The organism is Pseudomonas sp. DNDY-54 (genome assembly GCF_019880365.1).
Classification (GTDB): domain Bacteria; phylum Pseudomonadota; class Gammaproteobacteria; order Pseudomonadales; family Pseudomonadaceae; genus Stutzerimonas; species Stutzerimonas stutzeri_P.
This window is the reverse complement of sequence record NZ_CP082271.1, coordinates 3929353-3950679: the sequence shown is the minus strand read 5'-3', so window position 1 is coordinate 3950679 and position 21327 is coordinate 3929353. Positions and strand designations below refer to the sequence as shown.

12 protein-coding genes are annotated in these 21327 nt (G+C 60.2%); 8 read left to right on the top strand and 4 right to left on the bottom strand.

Features of this window, described 5'->3' with window-relative positions:
• Genes K4O48_RS18285 through K4O48_RS18275 form a run of 3 tightly spaced genes read left to right on the top strand, consistent with a single transcriptional unit; the run spans position 1 to position 8745 of the window.
• On the top strand, positions 1 to 7230 hold the full coding sequence (locus K4O48_RS18285; RefSeq protein WP_222912155.1) for an Hpt domain-containing protein: 7230 nt from the start codon (positions 1 to 3) through the stop codon (positions 7228 to 7230).
• The gene (locus K4O48_RS18280; RefSeq protein WP_222909767.1) at positions 7223 to 8275 is read left to right on the top strand and encodes a chemotaxis protein CheB; all 1053 of its coding nucleotides are present in this window, start codon (positions 7223 to 7225) and stop codon (positions 8273 to 8275) included. Before K4O48_RS18285 ends, K4O48_RS18280 begins: the two co-directional genes overlap by 8 nt.
• Complete coding sequence (locus tag K4O48_RS18275) at positions 8272 to 8745, top strand: chemotaxis protein CheW (protein WP_222909766.1); 474 nt, start codon at positions 8272 to 8274, stop codon at positions 8743 to 8745. Before K4O48_RS18280 ends, K4O48_RS18275 begins: the two co-directional genes overlap by 4 nt.
• A 38-nt stretch (positions 8746 to 8783) precedes the next feature.
• Here K4O48_RS18275 and K4O48_RS18270 read toward each other — a convergent pair whose 3' ends face one another.
• Positions 8784 to 9512, bottom strand: a complete 729-nt coding sequence (locus K4O48_RS18270; RefSeq protein WP_222909765.1) for a 16S rRNA (uracil(1498)-N(3))-methyltransferase — start codon at positions 9510 to 9512, stop codon at positions 8784 to 8786.
• Positions 9513 to 9592: 80 nt separating this feature from the next.
• Positions 9593 to 10999 carry an adenosylmethionine--8-amino-7-oxononanoate transaminase gene (locus K4O48_RS18265; RefSeq protein ID WP_222909764.1) on the bottom strand — a complete coding sequence of 469 codons (1407 nt, stop codon included), beginning with the start codon at positions 10997 to 10999 and terminating at the stop codon, positions 9593 to 9595.
• Between the two features lie 164 nt (positions 11000 to 11163).
• Here K4O48_RS18265 and K4O48_RS18260 point away from each other — a divergent pair, with 164 nt between their 5' ends.
• The 5 genes from K4O48_RS18260 to adeC all read left to right on the top strand — a co-directional run bounded on the left by K4O48_RS18260 (position 11164) and on the right by adeC (position 18285).
• Positions 11164 to 11718, top strand: a complete 555-nt coding sequence (locus K4O48_RS18260; protein WP_222909763.1) for a cytochrome b — start codon at positions 11164 to 11166, stop codon at positions 11716 to 11718.
• 22 nt (positions 11719 to 11740) lie between these two features.
• A complete protein-coding gene (locus K4O48_RS18255; RefSeq protein WP_222909762.1) occupies positions 11741 to 12316 on the top strand; it encodes a YceI family protein in 576 nt (191 codons plus the stop codon).
• 237 nt (positions 12317 to 12553) lie between these two features.
• Positions 12554 to 13717, top strand: coding sequence for an efflux RND transporter periplasmic adaptor subunit (locus tag K4O48_RS18250; RefSeq protein WP_222909761.1), 1164 nt, complete (start codon positions 12554 to 12556; stop codon positions 13715 to 13717).
• Between the two features lie 6 nt (positions 13718 to 13723).
• Complete coding sequence (locus tag K4O48_RS18245; protein ID WP_222909760.1) at positions 13724 to 16858, top strand: efflux RND transporter permease subunit; 3135 nt, start codon at positions 13724 to 13726, stop codon at positions 16856 to 16858.
• Positions 16855 to 18285, top strand: a complete 1431-nt coding sequence (gene adeC, locus K4O48_RS18240; protein ID WP_222909759.1) for an AdeC/AdeK/OprM family multidrug efflux complex outer membrane factor — start codon at positions 16855 to 16857, stop codon at positions 18283 to 18285. Before K4O48_RS18245 ends, adeC begins: the two co-directional genes overlap by 4 nt.
• A gap of 101 nt (positions 18286 to 18386) precedes the next feature.
• On the opposite strand, the gene K4O48_RS18235 is transcribed toward adeC, so the two are convergent.
• Together K4O48_RS18235 and metF are read right to left on the bottom strand one after the other, a co-directional pair.
• Complete coding sequence (locus K4O48_RS18235) at positions 18387 to 20207, bottom strand: DEAD/DEAH box helicase (RefSeq protein ID WP_222909758.1); 1821 nt, start codon at positions 20205 to 20207, stop codon at positions 18387 to 18389.
• Between the two features lie 234 nt (positions 20208 to 20441).
• Complete coding sequence (gene metF, locus K4O48_RS18230; protein ID WP_222909757.1) at positions 20442 to 21293, bottom strand: methylenetetrahydrofolate reductase [NAD(P)H]; 852 nt, start codon at positions 21291 to 21293, stop codon at positions 20442 to 20444.
• Between the last annotated feature and the right edge of the window lie 34 nt (positions 21294 to 21327).

The window sequence follows — 21327 nt, the reverse complement described above, 5'->3', positions numbered from 1 at the left end:
ATGGGTGATCGGCACGATTATGTCGCCCTGGAGTGGGTGAAAGGCGAGATTGCCGAAACGCTGAAGCAGGCGCGGCAGGCCTTGGAAGCGTTCGTCGAAAACCCGCAAGACTCGACGCGGATGCGCTTCTGCATGACCTATGTACATCAGGTGCATGGAACGTTGCAGATGGTTGAGTTCTACGGCGCTGCACTGCTTGCTGAGGAGATGGAGCAGCTTGCCCGCGCGTTGCTGGACGAACGCGTTGCCAACCAGAACGAAGCGCTTGAAGTGTTAATGCAGGCCATTCTGCAAATGCCGGTTTATCTGGACCGCATACAGAGTGCCCGTCGCGACCTGCCAATGGTCGTCTTGCCTTTGCTCAACGATTTACGTGCCGCGCGTGGCGAAAAGCTGCTATCTGAAACCAGCCTGTTTTCGCCGAATATGTCTGCCCGAACGCCAGCGCTATCGGGCGAATTCCTCGCTCAGCGACAAACGTCGGATCTTCCTGGCTTGCTTCGTAAACTTCGGCAGATGTTGCAGGTTGCGCTCGTTGGCGTGATTCGTAATCAAGATCTACCGACCAATCTGGGTTACATGGCGCGTGTTTTCGCGCGGCTGGAAATGCTTTGCAAGGACGCGCCGCTGGGAGCGCTGTGGCAGATCGCATCGGGTGTGGTCGAAGGAATGGCCAGCGGCGCAGTCGACAATGGCACCACTATTCGGAATCTGCTTCGCCAGGTCGATAAGGAGCTAAAGCGTTTAGTCGCCCAGGGTGCTGACGGAATCAATCAGGCCGCACCTGATGAGCTGACGAAAAATCTGCTCTTCTATGTGGCTAAGGCGCCTACCCTCTCGCCGCGTATTCAGGCCCTGAAGGTTGAGTACAGCCTGGATGATGCGCTGCCAGATAGCGCTGTGGTCGACGAAGAGCGTGCCCAGCTGTCCGGTCCGGATCGCGGTGCTATGCGCTCGGTTGTGTCCGCCCTTTGCGAAGAGCTGGTCAGGGTCAAGGACAGCTTGGATCTCTTCGTACGCAGCGACCGCATGGGGCTCGCTGAGCTCGGTGCGCTGCAGCCACCCCTCAAGCAAATAGCAGACACGCTCGCAGTGCTGGGTTTTGGGCAGCCACGCCGGATCATTCTCGATCAGATCGGGCTGGTCGATGCGTTGGCGCAAGGGCATCAGCAGCCCGACGATGCTGCATTGATGGATGTCGCAGGTGCGCTGCTGTATGTCGAGGCGACGCTGGCCGGTATGGTCGGCGGCACCTCTGACGAGCGAAGCGAAGAAAGTCACCTGCCGACCACCGATGTCGCCCAGATACATCAACTGGTGATCCGAGAAGCACGTACGGGGCTCGAGCAGGCCAAAGACGCGATCATCGAGTTCATTGCTTCTCAGTGGAACCATCAGCATCTGGCTCGCGTGCCGGAGCTGCTCACTCAGTCGCGCGGTGGGCTGGCCATGGTCCCGCTCACGCGAGCTGCCGCCCTTCTGGATGCATGCAACCGCTATATCCAGGAGCAGCTGCTCGAGCCACAAGCAATCCCAGACTGGCAAAGTCTGGACACCCTCGCTGATGCGATAACCAGCGTTGAGTACTACCTTGAGCGCCTTAGCGAAGACTGTGGCTCCCAGGGCGATTTGATCCTCGATGTCGCTGAAGAAAGTTTGCAGGCGCTTGGCTATTCCTTGCGCGAACAACCGCCAGCGATAGAGCACGAGCAGGTCAGTTCGGAGATAGAGTTTGCTGGGACCGACCCGTTGGACGAGATCGAGGTGCTGTTGCCGGAGCCAAGTGTCGATGCCTTGGATACGGAGCAGCAGGATCACGCCGAGGTGCCGTTCCTCGATACGCCTGCTGAAGTCTCGATGCTGGTTGATTCAGAGCAGATCATCGAGGGGAGCGCAGGCCACGAAACCGTTGACGTGGACGATGCTGGGGAATTCGAGTTCGATACTTGGTCGACTGAGCATGTCGAACTTACCGAGCCTGAACCTGAGCAGATGATCGTCACGGAAGGCGAGGGCCTATTGGAGGGCCCGGATGAGCTGACCGCAGACGATTCAGTTGAATACACGTTGGAGTGGAGCGAAGCCGAAATGGCTGAGCTCAATATGCCTGAGGTCGTGCTTCCGGAGTTGATGGAGCAAGCACCCCCTGCAGAGCCAGCGATGAGTCTGGAAGATGTCATGGCTGCGCCGGTTGTTTCGATCAACCCGCCAGCCCAGCATGTGCCTCCGAGCTTGCTGCCCCCGCCTGAAGGGGAGGAGCCTGTCGATGAGGACCTGCTTGAGGTGTTTGTCGAGGAGGCCGCTGAGGTGCTCGAAGCCATCGGCGAATACTTACCACGATGGTGCGCCGACACAGCGGACAAGAATGCGCTCGGCGAGGTGCGGCGGGCCTTTCATACGCTCAAGGGTAGTGGGCGTATGGTGCGCGCACTGGTGATCGGTGAATTGGCCTGGTCTGTGGAAAACTTGCTCAACCGCGTCCTCGACCGGAGCGTGGAGGCAAGCGGCTCGGTAAAAAGCATAGTGGGCGACGTCGTTGCGCTGATGCCTGCCCTGGTCGATGAGTTTGCTGCAAAAGCGCAGCGCCAACGCGACGACGTCGATCGTCTGGCCGCCTATGCCCATGCCCTTGCCAAAGGGCAGCCGACCGATCCTGGTCCCCAAGGTGGTGCCTCTCTCGATAAGCCGGCTCAGGAGCTGATTGTTGAAGATGCGCTAGACCCCCAACTGCTTGAGATTTTCCGCAATGAGGCAGAGTCGCACATCAGTACGCTGGTGGACTTTCTAGCCGATTGCGCGCAGCGCCTTCCGCAACCGGTGACCGACGCCCTGCAGCGAGCATTGCACACGCTCAAGGGCAGCGCTCACATGGCGGGGATCCTCCCGGTGGCGGAAATTGCTACCCCGCTGGAAAAAATGGTCAAGGAGTTCAAGGCTAACCTCATCCCAATGGCTCTGGCAGAGGCGGAGCTTCTGCATACAGCGGAGCAGCTGCTGCGTCGCGGGCTGGAAAATCTCGAGCATGATCCACTGGCGCCCATCGAAGGCGCGGACGAGTTCGTCGTACAGGTTCAGGCGTTGCATCAGAAGCGACTGACCGATGCTGGCGAGCGAGGCGAAAACGAAAAGGGTGAGCCTCGCGATCCAGGGATGATTGCGCTCTTTCTCTCCGAGGGCATGAACATTCTGCTCGACGCCGAGGACCTGTTGCAGAGCTGGCGCGAGCATCCTGCAGAACGCCAAGAGCTGACGGCACTGCTTGAAGAGCTGACGACGCTGGGCCTTGGTGCACAAATGGCAGAGCTTCCTCAGATCGACGCGCTTTGCCAGGTACTGCTTGATTTGTACGCGGTTGTACAAGACGGCCGCCTCGCAGTAAGTGCGCGGTTCTTCGACGACGTGGAGCAAGGTCACGAGGCCCTGGTCGGCATGATGGATCAGGTCGCAGCCGGTCTGCAGGTCACCGGACAGCCAGAGTTGGTTGCGCGCCTCGAAGACTTATTAGCGGAGGCAATTGACCCACACGCTTATGAGCTGCCTGCTGAGGAAGGACCAGCAGAAACGGTTGCGGACGCTCCGGTGGCTGACAGTCGCGCCCATGAGATACCCGACGCAGAAGCCTGGCCCGCTGAGGCTCACTCAGTCTCGGACGATCTGGATGAAGAAATGGTCGAGATATTTCTCGACGAGGCTGTCGACCTGCTTGAAAGTGCCGGTGGCGCACTCGACCGCTGGCTTGGCGACCCCTCCAACCAATTGGCGCTCTCAGCCCTGCTGCGTGACTTGCACACCCTCAAGGGTGGCGCGCGAATGGCCGAAGTTCGGCCGATCGGCGATCTAGCACACGAGCTCGAGACTCTTTACGAAGGGCTTTCCGACGGCCGCTACGTGCACACTGATGATCTTGCCGCACTGCTGTTGCGTAGCCATGATCAACTCGCCGTTCAGCTGGAGCAGCTCCAGGCGCACAAGCCAATGGATGCCGCGCCGGGCCTCATTGAGCTTATTCGAGCTTATCGACAGGGTGTCACTCCAACTTTTCAAAGCCATGCCCTAACGTTCGACCACGCGATGGGCTCGGGCGATGATGAACATGGCTCGATGGCGGCCGACGATGAAACACTCTTGTCCGCACCAACAGAGCACAGGGACGAAGCTTACAGCGATGGCCAGTCGGAGCCTGACCAGGCAGAGGCGTTACCAAGTGCGGACATCGATCAAGCTGAGATCGCAGTCTCAGCCGATGACGCGTTCATCCTCGAGCCTGAAACTATAGAAGACGCTAGCGCAGCGGCTGCGGCTGCGGCTGCAGAGCCCGACCTTGTCGAGCATATTGAGGATCAGGATCAGGATCAGGATCAGGATCAGGATGAGGATCAGACGCCTGAAGCGATGGCGGAACTCCCGTCGCTTGAAACCAGCAACTGGGACAATCGTGATCCCGAGCTGGTCGAGATATTCCTCGAGGAAGGTTTCGACATCATCGAACGCGCCGGTGCGTCCTTGCAGCGTTGGATGGATGATGTTGGCAATAGCCTAGAGATCGAAGCGCTGCAGAGAGACCTGCATACCCTCAAGGGTGGCGCCCTGATGGCAGACATTCGCGAGATCGGCGATCTTGCGCATGAATTGGAGTACCTGTACGAGGGGTTGTGCGCGGGTAAATACCGCGCAAGCCCAGTGTTGTTCAGGTTGCTACAGACGTGTCACGACCGGCTTGCGGCGATGCTCGATGCGGTCCGCGCCTATCAATCGCTGCCCGATGGTCAGGACCTGATTGACACGATCCGGCAATTTCGAGCGAGCCCGGAAGAGCAGCTGAGCATGCCCGGAAGCGTCGCCCTGACGTCCGCTCAAGACTCAGCCGAAGCCGAGATTCTCGACATCTTTGTCGAAGAGGCCGAGGAACTGCTGGAAGAGATGGACGCCGCGCTGGCGCGATGGGAGGCCACACGTGACAGCGCAGCTCCTCTGGTCGACATGATGCGCGTATTGCACACGCTTAAGGGCGGCGCACGCCTGGCGGGGCAAGCCCAACTTGGAGATATGGCGCACGATCTTGAACAGCGCCTTGGTGATGTGCAGGGGCAGGGCGGATCTTGGACGGACAGTCTGTTTTTAGACGTGCAGGGTGGCTATGACGCCTTGCTCAAGGAAGTCGAATCGATGCGCGCGCGCTTGGCGAGCGAGCCGGCGGCACCTTCGGCCGAGCAACCGCAGGAAAGTGTTCGGGAGGCCCGTGCCGATTCGTCTGTGATCACGCTCGATAAACCTATTGTGGCTGCCAGCGCGAGGGCGCAGGTCGCCAGCGCGCCGGCCAAGGTCCTCCCGTTCATCCGTCGTGCAGAGCAAGCGGCGCTGGATGCCGCTTCTCGTCGAGCTCCGCAGGAGTTAGTGAAGGTCCCGGCGGATCTCCTGGAAGGCCTGGTGAACCTGGCGGGCGAGACCTCTATCTTTCGCGGTCGGGTCGAACAGCAGGTCAGCGACGTCGGCTTCACATTGGGTGAAATGGAGGCCACGATTGAGCGGGTTCGTGACCAGCTGCGGCGGCTGGATACCGAGACCCAAGCGCAGATCCTCAGCCGTTACCAGGCCGAGGCGGAACGTGCGGGTTACGACGATTTCGATCCCCTGGAAATGGACCGGCACTCCCAGCTCCAGCAGCTCTCGCGGGCGCTATTCGAGTCAGCGTCCGACCTGCTCGATCTTAAGGAAACCCTGGCGGCGCGTAACCGCGACGCCGAGACATTGTTGCTGCAGCAGGCGCGGGTCAACACTGAACTTCAGGAAGGTCTCATGCGTACTCGCATGGTGCCCTTCGATCGGCTGGTGCCGCGCTTGCGTCGCATCGTGCGCCAAGTGGCTAGCGAGCTGGGTAAGCAGGTCGAGTTTCATGTTGGCAACGCGACGGGCGAGATGGACCGCAGTGTTCTTGAACGCATCGTCGCGCCACTGGAGCACATGCTCCGCAACGCGGTGGATCACGGTGTCGAATCCCCAGCCAAGCGCGTCGCGGCTGGTAAGCCCGAGCAGGGCAACATCCGTCTGGATCTGAGTCGCGAGGGCGGCGACATCGTTCTTGCCTTGGCCGACGACGGCGCGGGCATCAATCTTGAAGCTGTTCGGCGCAAGGCGATTGAGCGCGGTCTGATGCTGCCGGGAAGTGACCTGACAGACCATGAGGTTCTGCAGTTCATACTCGAAGCGGGCTTTTCCACCGCCGAGCAGGTGACGCAGATTTCCGGTCGCGGCGTCGGTATGGATGTGGTGCATTCGGAGGTGAAGCAGCTCGGCGGCTCTATGAGCATCGAGTCGACCCTCGGAAGCGGCACGCGCTTTCTGATCCGGTTGCCGTTCACGGTCTCGGTCAACCGGGCCCTGATGGTCTACTCCGGTGAAGACCTTTACGCGATCCCTCTGAATACGATCGAAGGCATCGTGCGGGTCTCGCCATATGAGCTGGAGGCTTACTACCAGCCGGGTGCCTCGCGCTTCGAGTATGCGGGACAAACCTACGAGCTCCGCTACCTCGGCGAGCTGTTGAACAACGGTCAGCGGCCCAAGCTAGTAGGGCAAAGTCTGCCTTTGCCAGTAATCCTGGTGCGTTCGAACGAGCACAGTGTGGCGGTGCAGGTTGATAGCCTGGCCGGTTCCCGCGAAATCGTGGTGAAGAGCCTTGGGCCGCAGTTCGCGACCGTCCCGGGCATCTCTGGCGCGACCATTCTGGGTGATGGCCGCGTAGTAGTGATTCTCGACCTGCTCGCAACCATCCGCGTCCTGCATGCTCATCTGCTCACACAACAGCAGCCACTGGGCCTCCTTGACTACGATGACTCCGCCGAGATCGAAGTTGACCGTCCGACCCTGGTCATGGTGGTGGACGATTCGGTGACCGTGCGCAAGGTAACCAGTCGCCTGCTGGAGCGAAACGGCATGAACGTACTGACGGCGAAGGATGGCGTTGACGCAATCACGCAGCTGCAGGAACGCAAGCCGGACATCATGCTTCTGGACATTGAAATGCCGCGGATGGACGGCTTCGAAGTCGCAACCCTCGTGCGACACGATGAGCATCTGAAGGATCTTCCGATCATCATGATCACGTCGCGAACCGGTGAAAAGCATCGGGACCGCGCCATGGGCATCGGTGTCAATGAATACCTAGGGAAGCCATATCAGGAGTCATTGCTGCTCGAGACGATCCAGAAACTGGTCAAGCGTCATGAGTGACGTCGTTGCGGCCCGCATCGGTGTCATTGCTGACACCTCGCTGCAGCGGCATGTGTTGCAGCAGGCGTTGAGCTCCAATGGATACAACGTCGTGCTCAACAGCGATCCTGCGCGCCTCCAGGAAGACGATCTGATAACGGTCAAGGCTGACCTGTGGCTTGTCGATCTTGCCCAGACGGAAGATTCGCCACTCGTCAACGCGCTGCTCGAACGGGACAGCTGTCCGGTGCTGTTCGGCGAGGGGCATGCGCCGGAGCGCCAATCAGAGCACTACCCGCGTTGGGAGCGGCGATTGTTTGGCAAGCTCAAGCGGCTTGTCGGAGACCCGTCTCGGGCTGTGGGGCCTCGTCTCGAGGGGTTGCGCGAGGACACCGAGCGTCTTTCACGCCTTGAACTTCCCCGCACGCTTGCAGGTGCCGCCTCCATAGTGGGTCAGCCAGCACCCGAGGTCTGGCTATTGGCCGCATCCCTGGGCGGGCCCGAGGCCGTTAAGGGCTTTCTCGATGCGCTACCGAGCGGGTTGCCGGTTGGATTCGTCTACGCACAACACATCGAGGCCAATTTCGAATCGGCCCTGTCACAGGTCGTAGGGCGACACAGCGAATGGAACGTGGTGCGGAGCCGTGAGAACGACCGGATTCGCTGCGGTGAGGTTGTGGTGGTGCCGATCAGCCAGGAAATGGGTTTTGATAAAGACGGGGCCATGCTGCTGACCGGGCGGAGTTGGCCCGAACCGTACAGCCCCTCTATCGATCAGATGATGCTTAATTTAGCGCAGCAGTACGGTGGCCGTTGCGGTGTTATCGCATTCAGCGGGATGGGCAGCGACGGCAGTGCCGCTGCCGCCTATGTATTGCGTCAGGGCGGCAGAGTCTGGACGCAGCGAGCTGAGTCGTGCGTCTGCTCGAGTATGCCGGACAGTCTTCGAGAGGGCGGCTACAGCTCGCTCAGTGGCGATCCGCGTGAACTTGCCCAGGCCCTGGTCAATCATTTTGTGCAACAGGCCAGCCAGCCCGTTGCGGCTTTGCAACGGGATACCTTATGAGCCAATCCGTTATTACCCAAGACTCTGCTGCCAGCGTGACCGGTCTGCTGGTCCCGCTGGCCGACCGAACGCTTCTGTTGCCCAACGTCGCTGTGGCCGAGTTGATCCCTTACCGTGCCCCGCAATCCGCGCAGGGTAATACACCACCTTGGTTTCTTGGGCAGGTCGCCTGGCGAGACCTGACGTTGCCGCTATTGTCCTTCGAAGCGGCATCTGATGGGCAAGCAGAAACGGGGTCGCTGGCACGGGTTGCAGTGCTGAATGCACTGGGTGGGCGCGATCATGTGAAGTTCATTGCCCTGCTGGTTCAGGGTATCCCCCGCTCGGTCAAAGTTGATGCGGGCCTTGCGCGGTCGGACGTAATGCTGGCTCCGCTGGAGCTGGACGCGGTCAACCTCGGTGACGTGCAGGCTCGAATCCCGGATTTGGTCGCTCTGGAGCAAAAACTAGCGGACGCTGGGCTGATTTAACAGACCGGCGCCACGTAATACCCGCCGAATCGATACCGTTAGCCGTCTAACTGGAAATCGCCCCAGAGTTGCTGCGCAATGCTTAGGGCTACAACAGGAGCGGTTTCGGTGCGAAGCACCCGAGGCCCAAGACGTGCCGGCTGGAAACCAGCGCCACGGGCCTGTTCAACCTCCGCATCGTTCAACCCGCCCTCCGGACCGATCAAAAATGCCAGCGTCGCAGGACGCTGATGGGCTGACAGCGGTTCGGCCACTGGATGCAGAACCAACTTGAGTTCCGCCTCGACTGCCAGCCACTCCTGCAGCGGGCTCGGTGGGTGGATGGTCGGTATCACCGAGCGGCCACACTGCTCGCAGGCACTTACGGCGATCTGGCGCCAGTGCGCCAATCGCTTGTCAGCCCTTTCGTCCTTCAGGCGCACCTCACACCGCTCGGTGATGATTGGCGTGATCTCCACGGCCCCTAACTCTGTCGCTTTCTGAATCGCCCAGTCCATCCGCTCACCGCGCGACAGCCCCTGGCCGAGATGAATCCTCAAGCCCGGCTCGGGCAACCCTGGAAGCGCCTCATTCAGTTCGACCGTCACTTGCTTCTTGCCCACCTCCACCAGCTCGCCGCGATATTCACGACCGCTGCCGTCGAACAGCTGCACCGATGCGCCCGCCCCCAACCTCAACACCCGACTGATGTAGTGTGCAGAGGCCTCAGGTAGGACGTGGGCGCCCAGTGTGAGAGAGCTATCAATGAAGAATCGGGGTATGCGCATCAGGAGGCTACGTCGAATGGGTGAGGCGGCAGTCTATAGCGTGAGTCGTGGCACCTGAAGCCTGTGCTGCGGGTAAGGCGTTAGCCGGGGTCGCGAAACTCGGAAGGCGCACCCTGTGCCACCGCCACGCTGACGGCGGCGCGCGTTGCTATATCGATGCCTTCAGTGGCGACATCAGCGAGAAAATCGATCTGCTCCTCGGTGATGGTATACGGCGGCAGAAAATACACCACGCTCCCCAGCGGCCGGAGCAGGGCGCCACGGTGCAAAGCGTGTTGGTAAACTTTCAACCCGCGGCGCTCCTGCCAGGGATAAGGTGTTTTGCTGGCTTTGTCCTGCACCATTTCAATCGCCACAGCCATGCCGGTTTGTCGGACCTCCGCGACGTTCGGGTGATCGCGCAGGTGAGCCGTGGCGGTTTCCATTCTTGCGGCCAGTGCTTTGTTCGCTTCGATGATGCCGTCTTGCTCGAAGATGTCGAGGGTCGCCAGCGCAGCCGCACACGCCAGCGGGTTGCCGGTGTAGGTATGCGAGTGAAGAAATGCGCGCAGGGTCGAGTAGTCGTCGTAGAACGCCTGATAGAGCTTGTCAGTCGTCAGTACGGCAGCCATGGGCAGATAGCCACCTGTGAGCGCTTTTGATAGGCAAAGAAAATCGGGCGTGACGCCTGCCTGCTCGCAGGCGAACATGGTGCCTGTGCGACCGAAGCCGACCGCAATCTCATCGTGTATCAGGTGCACGTCGTAGCGATCGCAGGCATCGCGCAGCAGGCTGAGGTAGATCGGATGGTACATACGCATACCGCCCGCGCCCTGGATCAGCGGCTCGACGATCACCGCTGCGATCTCCCCATGATGCTCGGCCAACGTCTGCTCCATATGGGCAAACATGTTGCGGGAATGTTCTTCCCAGCCCATCCCTTCAGGGCGTGCGTAGCAGTCAGGACTCGGGACCTTGAACGTATCCAGCAGCAGCGGCTTGTAGGTGTCGGTAAACAGGGCAACATCTCCCACCGACATCGCGGCCACGGTTTCGCCGTGGTAGCTGTTGGTTAAGGTGACGAAACGCTGCTTGTTTAGCTGCCCGATGTTGCGCCAGTAGTGGAAGCTCATTTTCAACGCCACTTCGATACCGGTTGAGCCGTTGTCGGTGTAGAACACCCGGTCGAGCCCGGGAGGCGTGATGCGCACCAGCCGCTCCGACAGCTCCACCACCGGCTGGTGGCTGAAGCCAGCGAGCATGACATGCTCAAGCTGATCGAGTTGGTCTTTGATTCGCTGATTAATGCGCGGGTTGGCATGCCCGAACACATTGACCCACCATGAGCTCACTGCATCGAGATAGCGCTTGCCATCGAAATCTTCGAGCCAGACGCCGTCGCCGCGTCGTATTGGAATCAGCGGAAGCTGCTCGTGGTCTTTCATCTGGGTGCAGGGATGCCAGAGGACGGAAAGGTCACGCTGCATCCAGCTGTCATTCAGGCTCATCATGGCTCCTTGATTCGGGCGTCGGCGCAGCCTAGCAGAAAGCGTTCGTCAAACTTGATCGACGCCGTCCTATCGAGCGATCCGATATTTTGAAACGAAAAAATGCGATTCATTTCGATCTGTTTGTCGTTAGGCTTGCCGCAACACAATTCACGGGTGATTCCATGCAGTTGCGAAACTCAACAAGCCAGTACGGCCTGATCAGCATCCTCTTGCATTGGGTGGTGACGGTTGCAGTGATTGGGTTGTTCGCGCTGGGTTACTGGATGGTGGGGCTGACCTATTACAGCAGCTGGTACCGCACCGCTCCGGACATACACAAGAGTATCGGCCTGATCTTGTTCGCGGTGATGGCTGTACGGCTCGTCTGGCGCTTCCTCAGTCACGGCCCGGCGCCCCTGCCGAGCCATGGCCGGGTGACACGGCTGGCGACCAAGGCGGGCCATGGTCTGCTTTACCTCGGTTTGTTCGCGGTGATGATTTCAGGCTATCTGATATCGACTGCAGATGGCCGTGCGATCAGTGTCTTCGATTGGTTCGAGGTGCCTGCGCTGATCACTGGCATTCCGGACCAGGAGGACATAGCCGGTCTGGTTCATGAATACCTCGCCTGGGCCTTGGTGATTTTTTCTGGCCTGCACGCCTTGGCTGCGCTGAAACACCATTTCATTGATCGTGACTCCACGCTCAAACGAATGCTCGGCCGTGCCGACACCTGACGTCCACTCAAAGGAGAACACAATGCTGAAGAAAACCCTCGCTGCACTGGCCATAGGATCGTCCCTGATGGCCGGACAAGTATTTGCTGCCGATTACGCGATCGACACCAAAGGCCAACATGCTTTCGTTAACTTCAAGATCAGCCACCTCGGCTATAGCTGGCTGTGGGGCACCTTCAAAGAGTTCGACGGCAGCTTCAGCTTCGATGCAGACCAGCCGGAAGCGAGCAAGGTTAATGTCACGCTGCAAACCGCTAGCGTTGACTCCAACCATGCTGAACGCGACAAGCACCTGCGTAGCGACGATTTCCTTAACGTCTCGGAACACCCCACCGCCACCTTCGAATCCACGTCGGTTGAATCTACGGGCGAAGGCGAAGCTGATATCACTGGCAACCTGACCCTTAACGGCGTAACCAAGCCGGTCGTGATCGCCGCCAAGTTTCTAGGTGAAGGCAAAGATCCGTGGGGCGGATATCGTGCAGGGTTCGAAGGAATGACCACGCTCAATCTGAAAGATTTTGATATCAAAATGGATCTCGGCCCGGCGTCGCAGACCGTCGACCTAATCATTTCCGTGGAAGGCATTCGCCAGTAACTGCCAATCGGTATCCAACGCCGGCGCATGCCGGCGTTCTGCTTTCAGCGCTCAGCAACAAAGCGGCAGTCTATTGCCCGTGCTGATAGCTATCCGTAATCACTGCAATAGCGCATTGGAGACGTGATCGTCTGTTTACAGACAGTCTTGAATGTAAGTATATTCCACGCATTCTGCCATTCGAGTCTGCCCAAGCTGTTCTGCTCTGGGGCTATCTGTTCAACGAGGTCGTTTTCGATGCCAATCAAGTCAGCGAGTGCTGCTCTGATCCCCTTCTTTGTCGCTGCGTTTCTGCTCAGTGGTTGCCAGGACGAACAAGCGGCGGCACCTGCCGCAGCTGAGCAAACGCCGCAAGTGGGTATCGTGACGCTCAAAGCCGAGCCGTTCGCGTTGACGACGGAACTGCCAGGCCGAACCACAGCCTTCCGCGTCGCCGAAGTCCGTCCGCAGGTAAACGGGATTATTCAGAAGCGCCTGTTTAACGAAGGCAGCGAAGTGAAAAAGGGACAGCAGCTCTATCAGATTGATCCGGCGGTCTACGAGGCTACCTTGAAAAGCGCTCAGGCGAAGCAGGCCTCGGCCAGGTCGCTGTCGGATCGCTATGCGTTGCTGGTCGAGGAGCAGGCGGTGAGCCAGCAGGCCCATGATGAGGCTCGGGCCGCGTCGTTGCAGGCACAGGCCGAGCTCGAGCGGGCGAAAATTGATCTGCGTTATACCAAGGTACTGGCGCCCATCTCCGGACGCATCGGCCGCTCTGCTGTGACAGAGGGTGCGCTGGTCAGTAATGGCCAGACGCAGGAACTGGCGACTATCCAGCAACTTGATCCGATTTATGTCGATGTGACCCAGCCGGTGCAGGATCTGATTGCCCTGCGGCGTGATCTGGAAAGCGGCCGGCTGCAGCAGGCCAGTGACAGCGCGGCGAAGGCTCGGTTGATCCTATCAGACGGTTCCGAGTATCCGCATGACGGCACGCTGGAAGTTGCCGAGGTGGCCGTAGACGAAGGCACGGGCTCGGTCACCATCCGCGCCAAGTTCCCAAACCCTGAAAAAAACCTGCTGCCCGGAATGTTTGTCCATGCGCGGCTGCTCGCGGGTGTACGAGAGCAGGCTTTGCTGGTGCCTCAGCAAGGCGTTACCCGCAACGCTCGTGGCGAGCCGACGGCGATGGTGGTGGGCGCCGACAACAAGGTCGAGCTGCGCAAGATCAAGACCGAGCGCGCAGTGCGCAATCGCTGGCTGGTCAGCGAAGGCCTGCAGCCAGGTGATCGCGTGATCACCGAAGGCCTGCAGTTCATTCGCCCTGGTGTTGAGGTCAACCCGCAGCCAGCCGGTAATGTCCAGCCGGCCGGGCAGAGCGATGCTCAGGCTGGCACAGCCGCTGCTGGCCAAGAGGGATAACCAGACATGTCCAAGTTCTTCATCGATCGGCCAATCTTCGCCTGGGTAATTGCTCTGGTGCTGATGCTCGCCGGTGCGCTGGCGGTCCTTAATCTGCCAGTCAACCAATATCCGAGCATCGCACCGCCGAACGTATCGATATCGGTCAACTATCCGGGCGCTTCGGCGCGGACCGTCCAGGACACCGTCGTTCAAGTCATCGAGCAGCAGCTCAATGGCCTCGATGGGCTGCGCTACATCTCCTCGGAAAGCAACTCCGATGGCAGCATGAGCATCAACGTGACGTTCGAGCAGGGCACCAACCCTGACATCGCCCAGGTGCAGGTCCAGAACAAGCTGCAGCTCGCCACGCCGTTGCTGCCCCAGGCAGTTCAGCAACAGGGCATACGTGTGTCGAAATCGGCGCGCAACTTCCTGATGGTCGTGGCGCTGGTGTCGAAGGATGGACAGCAGACCAACTTCGACCTGGCTAACTACATCGTCGCCAACGTGCAGGACCCGATCTCGCGTACGCCGGGTGTCGGTGACTTCCAGGTGTTCGGCGCCCAGTACGCCATGCGCATCTGGCTCGACCCGGCCAAACTGCAACAGTACCAGCTGACGGCAGTGGACGTCCGGTCCGCGGTACAGGAGCAGAACGTTCAGGTTTCATCCGGCCAGCTTGGCGGCTTGCCGGCTGTAGAAACGCAGCAGCTCAACGCCACGATCATTGGCAAGACACGCCTGGAGACGCCGGAACAGTTCGAAAAGATTTTGCTGAAGGTCAATGCTGACGGATCACAGGTACGCCTGCGCGATGTCGCAAAAGTTGAGCTCGGTGCCGAAAGCTATGCGATCCGCGCCGAATATAACGGCCGCCCAGCAGCGGGCTTGGGGATACGTCTTGCCGCAGGCGGCAACGCACTCGATACCGCAAATGCGGTGCGCGCAACCATTTCCGAGCTGGAGCCCTTCTTCCCGCCGGGCGTCGAGGTGGTTTACCCCTACGACACCACACCGGTGATCTCGGCCTCCATTGAAGGCGTTGTGCATACGCTGATTGAAGCTTTCGTGCTCGTGTTTCTGGTGATGTTCCTGTTCCTGCAGAACCTGCGGGCGACGCTGATCCCGACGCTGGCTGTGCCCGTGGTGATCCTCGGCACCTTTGCGGTCCTGCTGACATTCGGCTACAGCATTAATACGCTCACCATGTTCGCCATGATTCTGGCCATTGGCTTGCTCGTGGACGATGCGATCGTAGTGGTGGAGAACGTCGAACGGGTGATGCGCGAGGAGGGGCTTTCCGCACGGGAGGCCACTCGCAAGTCGATGGGCCAGATACAGAGCGCGCTGGTGGGCATCGGCGTGGTGCTTTCCGCCGTACTGTTGCCGATGGCGTTCTTTGGTGGCTCCACTGGGGTTATCTACCGGCAATTCTCGATCACCATCGTCTCGGCCATGGTGCTCTCGGTGCTGGTCGCGCTGATCTTCACGCCGGCGCTGTGCGCGACCATTCTCAAGCCGCACAGCGGCGATCACGAGGGCAAGCGCGGTTTCTTCGGCTGGTTCAACCGCACCTTCGAGCGCGGCACGCTGCGCTACGAGCGTGGCGTGGTCGCTGTGCTGCGGCGCAAACTGCCCTACCTGCTTATGTATCTGGTCATCGTTGGCATCATGATCTGGATGTTTACCCGCATTCCTACTGCGTTCCTTCCAGAGGAAGACCAGGGTGTGTTGTTCGCCCAGGTTCAGACACCGGCCGGTTCGACCGCAAATCGGACTCAGGAGGTCGTCGAGCAGATGCGCGATTATCTGCTCACTGAGGAAGGTGAGACGGTCCGTTCGGTATTCACCATTACCGGCTTCAACTTCGCCGGTCGTGGCCAGAGCTCAGGCATGGCCTTCATCATGCTCAAACCCTGGGAAGAGCGGACTGAGCCTGGGCAGGGCGTATTCGACCTGGCGGAGCGTGCGCAGGGCTACTTCTTCAGCCTTCGTGACGCCATGGTGTTCGCCTTTGCGCCGCCTGCGGTCATGGAGTTGGGCAATGCCACCGGCTTCGACGTGTATCTGCAGGATCAGGCTGGCCTTGGTCATGAAGCGCTGACCAAGGCTCGCGACCAGTTCATGCAGCTCGCCTCCGAGGACCCGACGCTCACCGGTGTTCGCTTCAACGGGATGCGTGACGAGCCGCAGTATCGGCTGATCATTGACGATGAAAAGGCGCGTGCGCATCAGGTCTCCCTTGCGGCGATCAACGATTCACTCTCCATTGCCTGGGGCTCGAGCTACGTCAATGATTTCATCGATCGGGGTCGGGTCAAACGCGTCTACATGCAGGGCGAGCCGACCTCGCGGATGAATCCGGAGGACCTTGGGAAATGGTACGTGCGTAACGCTGAGGGCGAGATGGTGCCGTTCACCGCCTTTGCCACGGGTGAGTGGACGTATGGCCCGCCAAAGCTGACGCGTTTCAATGGCGTGCCGGCGATGGAAATTCTGGGCGCGGCTGCACCAGGTTACAGCTCCGGCGAGGCCATGGCAGCGGTTGAGCGGATCGCCGAACAATTGCCGGCGGGCATCGGTTACTCATGGACGGGCCAGTCTTATGAGGAACGTTTGTCCGGGTCGCAGGCACCGGCGCTCTATGCGTTGTCGCTGCTGGTGGTATTCCTTGCCCTCGCGGCACTGTACGAAAGCTGGTCGGTTCCGCTCTCTGTCATGCTGGTTGTGCCGTTGGGCATTGTCGGTGCGCTGGCCTTCACCATGGGTCGCGGATTGTCGAACGACGTCTTCTTCCAGGTCGGGCTGCTTACCACTGTAGGCTTGTCGGCGCGTAACGCGATCCTGATCGTCGAGTTCGCCAAGACCCTGCATGAGCAAGGCATGACACTGACCGCTGCCGCGATTGAAGCCTGCCGTATTCGTTTACGTCCTATCGTGATGACGTCCCTGGCGTTCATGCTCGGCGTGCTTCCGCTGGCAATCTCCAGCGGGGCGGGCGCAGGCAGTAAGCATGCAATCGGTACCGGCGTGATCGGCGGCATGCTCAGCGCCATGGTGTTGGCCATTTTTTGGGTGCCGCTGTTCTATGTCCTGGTGTCGTCGCTGGGTAAGCGAAAAAAAGCCGGCGATGACGAGCAAAACGGGGAGGCGCAATGAACAAGTCACTACTGAGCCTGGCACTGATGGCAGCATTGAGCGGCTGCTCGTTAATGCCGGATTACCAGCGGCCTGGCGCACCTACGGCTGCCAGCTGGCCAGAGGGTGAGGCTTACATCGGTTCTGCCAGTGCGGCGAAAGGGGCGCAGATGGAGGTGGACTGGCAGACCTTTTTCAAGGATCCGGCGCTGCGTCAGTTGATCACCGTGGCGCTGGAGAACAACCGCGACCTCCGTATTGCGGCACTGAACGTCGATGCCTATCGCGCCCTTTACCGCGTACAACGAGCCGATGTGCTGCCGCTGGTAAGTGGCGATGCAGCCGGCAGTCGTACTCGAACGCCGGGTGATCTGAACCAGACCGGCGAAAGCGCCATCAGCAGCCAATACAGTGCGACGTTCGGGGTGTCCTGGGAGCTTGATCTGTTCGGGCGCCTGGGTAGTCTGCGCGAGCAGGCATTGCAGGAGTACTTCGCCACGGAGGCGGCGCAGCGGAGCACGCAGGTCAGCCTGATTGCCAGCGTTGCCAACGCCTGGCTGACCTTGCAGGCCGATCAGGCTCTGCTACAGGTGAGCCGTGACACGCTGAAAACTTATGAGGAGAGCCTCTCGCTCACTCAGCGCAGCTTCGATGTTGGCGTAGCCTCAGCACTCGAATTGAGCCAGGCGCGCAGCGCAGTCGATACAGCACGAGTCGGGATCGAGCGTTATACCCGCCAGGTGGCCCAGGATCGCAACGCCCTGACGCTGCTGCTTGGTCGCAATATTCCGTTGGATTTGCCGGCTGATGGTCGGTTGGAGCGCGAGCTGCTCGCGGCGGTTCCGGTGGGGTTGCCGTCGGACCTGCTCTATAAACGTCCGGATATCATTCAAGCTGAATACCAGCTGCGTGCTGCCAACGCCAATATCGGCGCGGCGAGGGCGGCGTTCTTTCCGCGCATCAGCCTCACCGGTGCGGTGGGTAGTGCGAGCAGTGAGCTGTCCGGGCTGTTCGATGGCGGCTCCAGCTACTGGAACTTCGCCCCGAGCATCAGTGTGCCGATCTTCAACGCCGGGCAGCTGCGTGCCAACCTCGACTATGCCGAGATCAGCCGCAACATCCAGGTGGCGCAGTACGAGCAGGCAATCCAGACAGCCTTCCGTGAAGTGGCGGACGGACTGGCCGCTCAGGCCACCTACGTTCGCCAGGTGCAGGCTCAGCGCGATCTGCTGGAGACCAGTGAGGACTATTACCGCCTTGCCGAACGCCGTTACCGCACCGGGATAGACAGCTACCTGACCCTCCTCGATGCACAGCGGCAGCTATTCGAAGTTCAGCAGCAATTCATCAGCGACCGTCTGGCGCAGATGGTCAGCGAGGTCGAGCTGTTCAAGGCATTGGGCGGCGGTTGGGATGCCCAGGGCGAGGCTATACCAGGGCAGGGTTGAGGATGTTTTACGGCGCTTGCCGTCGTTCAATGATGTTCTTGCCGAGCTAAACGCTCTAACAAAAACGCCGCCTCTGAAGGCGGCGTTTTTATTTTTGCATTTCAGCGGTTGCGGGTCAGCAATGCCGGCTTCTCACCACGAGGCTTGGTCGGAAGCTGTTCCAACTGCTCAATGCTGGGCAGTCGGTCCAGCTTCGACTCCTTGTGGATGATGACCGGCTGCTTTTCCTTCGGCTTCTCCGCAACGTCCCGGCGGGGACCACCGCTATCACCGTCGATCCGACGCCCTTCGTTCTTGCGGCGTGGTTGACCACCACGGGCCGATTGGCCCTGGCGCTTGCCTTTGCCCTGAGCGCCTGCTCCGGCAGTGCCGCTGCGTGGAGCTGCCGCGGCACGTGGTTGGCTACCACCGGGTTGAGCCGGGGCGGCGGGGCGACGGCCACGTCCCTGCTTGTTCTGGTAGGGGCTGACGTAGTCGACGCTGTTGCCGAAGTTATCGACTTCGTCATCAAGAAATACGTCCGGAGCGCGATCATTCGGTAGGCGAGGCGGACGGCTCACCGGCGCTGCAGCGGTCTGCTCTGCTGAGCCCTGCGCTGGACGCGCACTGCGCGGCTTGTTGCGCCCGTGGCGGTTGCGATCACCCGCTTTCGGCTCGCTGGCTGCAGTTTCGGTGGTTTTGGCGGTGCGCTCGCCCCGAGGTTTGCGTTCACTGTTGCGAGCAGGACGTGGCTGGCGCGGCTCGCGAACCTCAGGCTTCTCGGCTTCGATGGTGCTGGCGTCGAAGCCCATCAGATCACCGTCCGGAATCTTCTGCTTGGTCATCCGCTCGATGCCCTTCAGCAGTTTTTCCTCGTCGGGCGCGACTAGCGAGATGGCCTCACCGCTGCGCCCCGCGCGGCCGGTACGACCGATACGGTGGACATAATCTTCTTCGACATTCGGCAGCTCGAAGTTGACCACGTGAGGCAGTTGATCGATATCCAGGCCGCGCGCGGCGATATCGGTGGCGACCAGGATGCGCACCTGGTTGGCCTTGAAGTCAGCCAGCGCCTTGGTGCGGGCGTTCTGGCTCTTGTTGCCGTGAATCGCGACTGCCGGCAGACCGTGCTTGTCGAGATACTCGGCAAGGCGGTTGGCACCGTGTTTGGTGCGGGTGAACACCAGGACCTGTTCCCAGGCGCCTTGTGTAATCAGGTGGGCCAGCAGGGCGCGCTTGTGCGAGGCCTGCAGTCGGAACACCCGCTGCTCGATGCGCTCGACGGTGGTGTTTGGCGGTGTTACCTGGATCTTCTCCGGCTCGTGGAGCAGCTTGCTGGCGAGGTCGGTGATGTCCTTGGAGAATGTGGCCGAGAACAGCAGGTTCTGGCGCTTGGTCGGCAGCTTGGCCAGGACCTTCTTCACGTCATGAATGAAGCCCATATCCAGCATGCGGTCGGCTTCATCGAGCACCAGAATTTCCACGTGGGAAAGGTCGATGGCCTTCTGATTCGCCAGGTCGAGCAGGCGGCCGGGGCAGGCAACCAGGACGTCAACGCCTTTGGCCACAGCCTGAACCTGTGGGTTCATGCCGACGCCCCCGAAGATCACCGCGCTTTTCAACGGCAGATCACGGGCGTAGACCTTGAAGCTGTCATGAACCTGGGCGGCAAGTTCGCGGGTCGGCGTCAGTACCAATACGCGCGGCTGGCGTGGACCGTGACGATGCTCGCGATCGGGATGGCCGCCCGGGAAAAGAATTTCGAGTACGGGGAGGGCAAAGCCACCGGTCTTGCCGGTTCCCGTCTGTGCAGCGACCATCAGGTCGCGTCCTTGCAACACGGCGGGAATGGCCCGCTGTTGCACCGGTGTAGGCTGGGTGTAACCGGCGGCCTCGACGGCACCGGCCAAAGCCTCGGAGAGACCGAGGGAAGCAAAGGACATGAGTAATCCTGTCTTGTTTAGGGCGAAGCCCTGGGATGGTCATGCCTGGCTCGAATCGCGACTGGCGTGCGATCCCGTCCGGTCCTGCCGCATCTCGACGATAACGACATCCGGGCGTAAGCCTGGCGGAAGCGCGGAGTATAACAGAGCCTGTTAACACCGCATTGGTAGGACAGTGTGGCAGTTCGCAGGTTCATTAGCCAGCTCCCTGTTTCAGGGAGCTGAGCAGTTGGTTCAGCGAGTCAGCTTCAAGTTCTCCCAGATGGCCAGGCTGGGTTCCGCCTGATTGAGCGTATAGAAGTGCAATCCGGGTGCGCCGCCGGCGAGCAGTTTCTCGCTCATCTCAGTGATGACCTGTGTGCCAAAGGCCTGGATGCTCTCCATGTCATCGCCATAGGACTCCAGCTGCTTGCGCACCCAGCGTGGGATCTCGGCGCCGCAGGCATCGGAAAAGCGCGCCAGCTTGCTGTAGTTGGTGATCGGCATGATGCCCGGCACGATGGGTGTGTCTACGCCTAGCTTGCGTACGCGCTCCACGAAATAGAAATAGCAGTCGGCATTGAAGAAATACTGGGTAATGGCGCTGTCCGCACCGGCCTTGGCCTTGCGCACGAAGTTCGCCAGATCATCCTCGAAATTACGGGCCTGGGGGTGCATTTCCGGATAGGCCGCGATCTCGATGTGAAAGTGGTCACCGGTTTCGCTGCGAATGAACTCCACCAGCTCATTGGCGTAGCGCAATTCGCCGCTGGCCATGCCCATACCCGACGGCAGATCGCCACGCAACGCGACGATGCGCTTGATGCCGGCGTCCTTGTAGAGGTGGAGCAGCTCGCGCAGTTCCTGCTTGCTGTCGCCTACGCAAGACAGGTGCGGTGCGGTCGGTACCTTCACTTCACCGTCGAGTTGCAACACGGTGTTCAGGGTGCGATCGCGGGTTGAGCCGCCGGCACCATAGGTGCACGAAAAGAAGTCCGGCTTGTATTCCGCCAACCGACCCGCGGTGGCAATGAGCTTTTCATGTCCGGCATCGGTCTTTGTTGGGAAGAATTCGAAGCTGAAGCTGTGGCTACGTGTTTGTGACATGACAATTCCTTTAGGCAGTCAGCGACACCGCGCG

Excerpts from the sequence above, each read along its gene's own strand:
- K4O48_RS18255 (WP_222909762.1), top strand. The coding sequence starts at position 11,741 with ATGCTGAAGAAAACCCTCGCTGCACTGGCCATAGGATCGTCCCTGATG.
- K4O48_RS18250 (WP_222909761.1), top strand. The coding sequence starts at position 12,554 with ATGCCAATCAAGTCAGCGAGTGCTGCTCTGATCCCCTTCTTTGTCGCT.
- adeC (WP_222909759.1), top strand. The coding sequence starts at position 16,855 with ATGAACAAGTCACTACTGAGCCTGGCACTGATGGCAGCATTGAGCGGC.
- K4O48_RS18270 (WP_222909765.1), bottom strand. The coding sequence starts at position 9,512 with ATGCGCATACCCCGATTCTTCATTGATAGCTCTCTCACACTGGGCGCC.
- K4O48_RS18235 (WP_222909758.1), bottom strand. The coding sequence starts at position 20,207 with ATGTCCTTTGCTTCCCTCGGTCTCTCCGAGGCTTTGGCCGGTGCCGTC.
- K4O48_RS18280 (WP_222909767.1), top strand. The coding sequence starts at position 7,223 with ATGAGTGACGTCGTTGCGGCCCGCATCGGTGTCATTGCTGACACCTCG.
- K4O48_RS18245 (WP_222909760.1), top strand. The coding sequence starts at position 13,724 with ATGTCCAAGTTCTTCATCGATCGGCCAATCTTCGCCTGGGTAATTGCT.
- K4O48_RS18265 (WP_222909764.1), bottom strand. The coding sequence starts at position 10,999 with ATGAGCCTGAATGACAGCTGGATGCAGCGTGACCTTTCCGTCCTCTGG.
- K4O48_RS18260 (WP_222909763.1), top strand. The coding sequence starts at position 11,164 with ATGCAGTTGCGAAACTCAACAAGCCAGTACGGCCTGATCAGCATCCTC.
- K4O48_RS18285 (WP_222912155.1), top strand. The coding sequence starts at position 1 with ATGGGTGATCGGCACGATTATGTCGCCCTGGAGTGGGTGAAAGGCGAG.
- metF (WP_222909757.1), bottom strand. The coding sequence starts at position 21,293 with ATGTCACAAACACGTAGCCACAGCTTCAGCTTCGAATTCTTCCCAACA.
- K4O48_RS18275 (WP_222909766.1), top strand. The coding sequence starts at position 8,272 with ATGAGCCAATCCGTTATTACCCAAGACTCTGCTGCCAGCGTGACCGGT.